We start from the raw sequence: 5,729 nt of genomic DNA, 5'->3' as shown, positions 1-5,729 counted from the left end.
GCCATGGTCAAAAAAAAAGGTCCCGACCAGTAAAACTGATCGGGACCTCGAAGTAAGGCGGCTTCCTACTCTCCCACCTATTGGCAGTACCATCGGCGCTAGCGGGCTTAACTTCCCTGTTCGGAATGGAAAGGGGTGGGCCCCGCCGCCATGGCCACCTAAATTTTAAATATTTTAATACCCCGACCTTGCTTTTGCGCTGTCACGGGTATGACATAAATAATGGGACAGGTAGAAGAAAGAAAACGTCGTTCCTTTTAAGTAAAAGGCAGAATGTTATAGAGAAAAGGTTGTCGCCCTTCCCTGCCGAAGCGGGGAAGGGACTTACGTTGCGCAAGCCGTACGGACAATTAGTACCACTCGGCTACCGACATTACTGCCGTTGCACCTATGGCCTATCAACGTGGTCATCTCCCACGGTCCTTTAAAGAAATCTCATCTTGCGGCGGGTTTCGCGCTTATATGCTTTCAGCGCTTATCCCATCCCGACATAGCTACCCGGCAATGCCCCTGGCGGGACAACCGGTGCACCAGCGGTCGGTCCGGCCCGGTCCTCTCGTACTAGGGCCAGGTCCGCTCGAATTTCTAACGCCCGCAGTAGATAGAGACCGAACTGTCTCACGACGTTCTGAACCCAGCTCGCGTGCCACTTTAATGGGCGAACAGCCCAACCCTTGGGACCTTCTCCAGCCCCAGGATGTGACGAGCCGACATCGAGGTGCCAAACCCCCCCGTCGATATGAGCTCTTGGGGGAGATCAGCCTGTTATCCCCGGCGTACCTTTTATCCTTTGAGCGATGGCCCTTCCATGCGGAACCACCGGATCACTATGCTCTTGTTTCCAACCTGTTCGACCTGTATGTCTCACAGTCAAGCGCCCTTGTGCCATTGCACTCTACGTACGATTGCCGACCGTACTGAGGGCACCTTTAGAAGCCTCCGTTACTCTTTTGGAGGCGACCACCCCAGTCAAACTACCCACCACGCACTGTTCCCTCTTGGAGGGTTAGGCCCCGGACAAGCAAAGGCTGGTATTTCAACGGCGACTCCAACACACCTGGCGGTGCGCCTTCAAAGTCTCCCAGCTATCCTACACATTGCTTGACCAAGGTCAATACGAAGCTATAGTAAAGGTGCACGGGGTCTTTTCGTCCCACTGCGGGTAACCGGCATCTTCACCGATACTACAATTTCACCGAGCTCATGGCCGAGACAGTGTCCAGATCGTTGCACCATTCGTGCAGGTCGGAACTTACCCGACAAGGAATTTCGCTACCTTAGGACCGTTATAGTTACGGCCGCCGTTTACTGGGGCTTCAGTTCAATGCTTCCTCCCGAAGGATTCACATCTCCCCTTAACCTTCCAGCACCGGGCAGGTGTCAGGCCCTATACTTCATCTCTCGATTTTGCAGAGCCCTGTGTTTTTGATAAACAGTCGCCTGGACCTCTTCACTGCGGCCCCGACTTGACGTCGGGGCGACCCTTCTCCCGAAGTTACGGGTCTATTTTGCCTAGTTCCTTAGCCATGAATCTCTCGAGCGCCTTAGAATACTCATCCCAACCACCTGTGTCGGTTTACGGTACGGGCCGCACATCTCGCTTTTCTTGGAAGTCGATACGCTGGATTATCACCTTGGCCGTAGCCTCGGTGTACTATCGCGGTGTTACCACTCGCTTCAACGTGCAATTCCGTCTGCACGCACCAACTTCTCGCCTCCGTCGCTTTTAATGATGTGCGGGTAGCAGAATATTAACTGCTTGTCCATCCACTTCCCCCTTCGGGTCCGCGTTAGGTCCCGACTGACCCCCAGCTGATTAGCATAGCTGGGGAAACCTTGGTCTTTCGGCGTGCGGGTTTCTCGCCCGCATTATCGTTACTTATGCCTACATTTTCGTTTGTAGCTCCTCCAGCATCCCTCGCAGGTACACCTTCAACGGCACTACAATGCTCCCCTACCCCTTGTATAAATACAAAGCCATAGCTTCGGTAATATGCTTATGCCCGATCATTATCCATGCGGAACCGCTCGACCAGTGAGCTGTTACGCACTCTTTAAATGAATGGCTGCTTCCAAGCCAACATCCTGGCTGTCAATGCAGTTCCACCGCGTTTTTTCAACTTAGCATATATTTTGGGACCTTAGCTGATGGTCTGGGTTCTTTCCCTCTCGGACATGGACCTTAGCACCCATGCCCTCACTGCGCAGAAACGTTTTATAGCATTCGGAGTTTGTCAGGAATTGGTAGGCGGTGAAGCCCCCGCATCCAATCAGTAGCTCTACCTCTATAAAACTATCTACACGCTGCACCTAAATGCATTTCGGGGAGTACGAGCTATTTCCGAGCTTGATTGGCCTTTCACCCCTACCCACAGGTCATCCCAAGACTTTTCAACGTCAACGGGTTCGGTCCTCCACTGTGTGTTACCACAGCTTCAACCTGCCCATGGGTAGATCGCACGGTTTCGCGTCTACTACTACTGACTGTGGCGCCCTGTTAAGACTCGCTTTCGCTGCGGCTCCGGCCCTGAAGGCCTTAACCTTGCCAGTAAAAGTAACTCGTAGGCTCATTATGCAAAAGGCACGCCGTCACCCCGAAGGGCTCCGACCGCTTGTAAGCGTATGGTTTCAGGATCTTTTTCACTCCGTTGTTCACGGTTCTTTTCACCTTTCCCTCACGGTACTGGTTCACTATCGGTCTCTCAGGAGTATTTAGTCTTGGCGGATGGTCCCGCCGGTTTCACACAGGGTTTCACGTGCCCCGCGCTACTCAGGATACCGCTATCTTGCAGGTCTTTACCTATACCGGGCTATCACCGTCTGCGGCCAAGCTTTCCAACTTGTTCTAGTTCATAACTGTTCGAATGTCGCGGTCCTACAACCCCGCACATGCCGGAACATGTACGGTTTGGACTAATCCGGTTTCGCTCGCCGCTACTCCCGGAATCACTTTTGTTTTCTCCTCCTCCGGCTACTTAGATGTTTCAGTTCACCGGGTTTGCCTCCTTGCGGATAACATGTCTTCAACATGCTGGGTTGCCCCATTCGGATACCTGCGGATCATATCGTATGTGCCGATCCCCGCAGCTTTTCGCAGCTTATCGCGTCCTTCATCGCCTCTGAGAGCCTAGGCATTCCCCATACGCCCTTATCTAGCTTGTCGCCAGACCTTTTGTTCTATTCGTATTCGTACTCTTTACTTAAAAAATTCGTGTTTTCTTTTTCTTCAGTACATATATCCCTAAAGATATACGTCCTGTCCCAATATGTCAATGAACTTGTGGCGAGTCGCCCTCGGACAATTAAAAATCGTCTTTAAGGCTCCTCATGTAATACCTCGCGATAATTCAATATCACTTCGCATTACCTGGTGGAGAATATCGGAGTCGAACCGATGACCTCCTGCGTGCAAGGCAGGCGCTCTAGCCAGCTGAGCTAATCCCCCATATACTAGTAGTTAGTACATAGTAGTTAGTAGTCAGTGCCTCCAACTACTACTCAACTTCTAGAATTTCCTTCAATATTTATTCTCAATGAACGTGCGCACCTATCTAAAGATGCTCCTTGTAGTCCCAGGCAGACTCGAACTGCCGACCTCTACATTATCAGTGTAGCGCTCTAACCAGCTGAGCTATGGGACTGTCCCTACCACTCTTAGTACTTCGTACCAAAAGAAGTATTCTATTATTATTAATGTGGAGACTTTCTTTTTTGACCTACAGTTTAGATTATATTTAGAACGAGGCGTCGGGACCTTTTTAAATTCCTCGGGCCGAAGCTCTAGAAAGGAGGTGTTCCAGCCGCACCTTCCGGTACGGCTACCTTGTTACGACTTAGCCCTAGTTACCGATCTTGCCCTAGGCCGCTCCTTGCGGTGACGGACTTCAGGCACTCCCGGCTTCCATGGCTTGACGGGCGGTGTGTACAAGGCCCGGGAACGTATTCACCGGATCATGGCTGATATCCGATTACTAGCGATTCCAGCTTCACGGGGTCGAGTTGCAGACCCCGATCCGAACTGTGACCGGTTTTGTGGATCCGCTCTGCGTTGCCGCATGGCTTCCCGCTGTACCGGCCATTGTAGCACGTGTGTGGCCCAGGACGTAAGGGCCGTGATGATTTGACGTCGTCCCCACCTTCCTCACGGTTTGCACCGGCAGTCCCGTTAGAGTCCCCGACATGACTCGCTGGCAACTAACGGTAGGGGTTGCGCTCGTTATAGGACTTAACCTGACACCTCACGGCACGAGCTGACGACAACCATGCAGCACCTTGCAAATTGCCCGAAGGAAAAGGTATCTCTACCCCTGTCAAAATGCATTTAAGCCCTGGTAAGGTTCCTCGCGTATCATCGAATTAAACCACATGCTCCACCGCTTGTGCGGGCCCCCGTCAATTCCTTTGAGTTTCATTCTTGCGAACGTACTCCCCAGGTGGGATACTTATCACTTTCGCTTGGCCGCCCAGGTCTCAAGGACCCGGACAGCTAGTATCCATCGTTTACGGCGTGGACTACCAGGGTATCTAATCCTGTTCGCTCCCCACGCTTTCGTCCATCAGCGTCAGTATATAGTTAGTCACCTGCCTTCGCAATCGGTGTTCTATGTAATATCTATGCATTTCACCGCTACACTACATATTCCGGCAACTTCACTATAACTCAAGACCGACAGTATCAAAGGCAATTTTACAGTTGAGCTGCAAACTTTCACCCCTGACTTATCGGCCCGCCTACGGACCCTTTAAACCCAATAATTCCGGATAACGCTCGGACCCTCCGTATTACCGCGGCTGCTGGCACGGAGTTAGCCGGTCCTTATTCTTACGGTACCGTCAGTGGGCTACACGTAGCCCTTTTTCTTCCCGTATAAAAGCAGTTTACTACCCATAGGGCATTCTTCCTGCACGCGGCATGGCTGGATCAGGCTCCCGCCCATTGTCCAATATTCCTCACTGCTGCCTCCCGTAGGAGTCTGGTCCGTGTCTCAGTACCAGTGTGGGGGATCCCCCTCTCAGGGCCCCTACCCATCGCGGTCTTGGTGAGCCGTTACCTCACCAACTAACTAATGGGACGCATACTCATCCCCTACCGTAACCTTTAACCATAAATACGATGCCGTAATATGGTACCATGTGGTATTAATCCAAATTTCTCTGGGCTATCCCACAGTAGGGGGCAGATTGTATACGCGTTGCGCACCCGTGCGCCGGTCGTCATCGGTAGCAAGCTACCATGTTACCCCTCGACTTGCATGTGTTAGGCCTGCCGCTAGCGTTCATCCTGAGCCAGGATCAAACTCTTCATCGTTGTTTCATTATATATTATAAGTCTATCAACCTAAGGTCTTCCCGGCCCCGACTCTCATCCTAAAATAAAAATCTTGTCTGTATGTTGTTTTTCGTAATTCTTAGCGGAACTGAAGGTTTCCCTTTTTGTCCCTATTACGCTGTCTCCACAATATGTCAAATGAACTTCTATATTCCTCCCCGGTCCCCCGGTGACGCCCGATAAACATTGTTACTGTTTGTCTAAGCGGCTGCAAATATACAACTGTTTTTTTAACCGGCAACTTTTTTTGAAAAAAAATCTGAATCTTTTTTTCGGCCGTAAAAAACAATATTTCAAAAGGAACGTTTACTCTTTGTTTACCCTCGCTTAACAAACATCTTCATACCTGTTTTGCGGGCTGCAAATGTAAGACCCTTTTTTAATTCTCAAAGAGTTTTTT

At 50.9% G+C, this 5,729-nt stretch carries 2 tRNA genes and 3 rRNA genes; all 5 read right to left on the bottom strand.

The features are described from left to right. Positions 1-52: 52 nt before the first annotated feature. Positions 53-162, bottom strand: a 5S ribosomal RNA gene (gene rrf / locus B4Q04_RS22300). A 167-nt stretch (positions 163-329) separates the two neighbouring features. Continuing rightward, positions 330-3,164 (bottom strand): 23S ribosomal RNA (locus B4Q04_RS22295). A 204-nt stretch (positions 3,165-3,368) separates the two neighbouring features. Further along, positions 3,369-3,445: transfer RNA gene (locus B4Q04_RS22290), tRNA-Ala, on the bottom strand. 122 nt (positions 3,446-3,567) lie between these two features. Further along, positions 3,568-3,641, bottom strand: a tRNA-Ile gene (locus B4Q04_RS22285). A gap of 143 nt (positions 3,642-3,784) precedes the next feature. Beyond that, positions 3,785-5,308, bottom strand: a 16S ribosomal RNA gene (locus B4Q04_RS22280). Together the 16S, 23S and 5S rRNA genes with 2 tRNA genes alongside form the textbook arrangement of a ribosomal RNA operon. Positions 5,309-5,729: the final 421 nt, after the last annotated feature.

Source organism: Zobellia sp. OII3, assembly GCF_002211465.1.
Taxonomy (GTDB): Bacteria; Bacteroidota; Bacteroidia; order Flavobacteriales; family Flavobacteriaceae; genus Zobellia; species Zobellia galactanivorans.
Note: the sequence above shows the minus strand (reverse complement) of the source record. Positions and strands in the feature narration are given on the sequence as shown.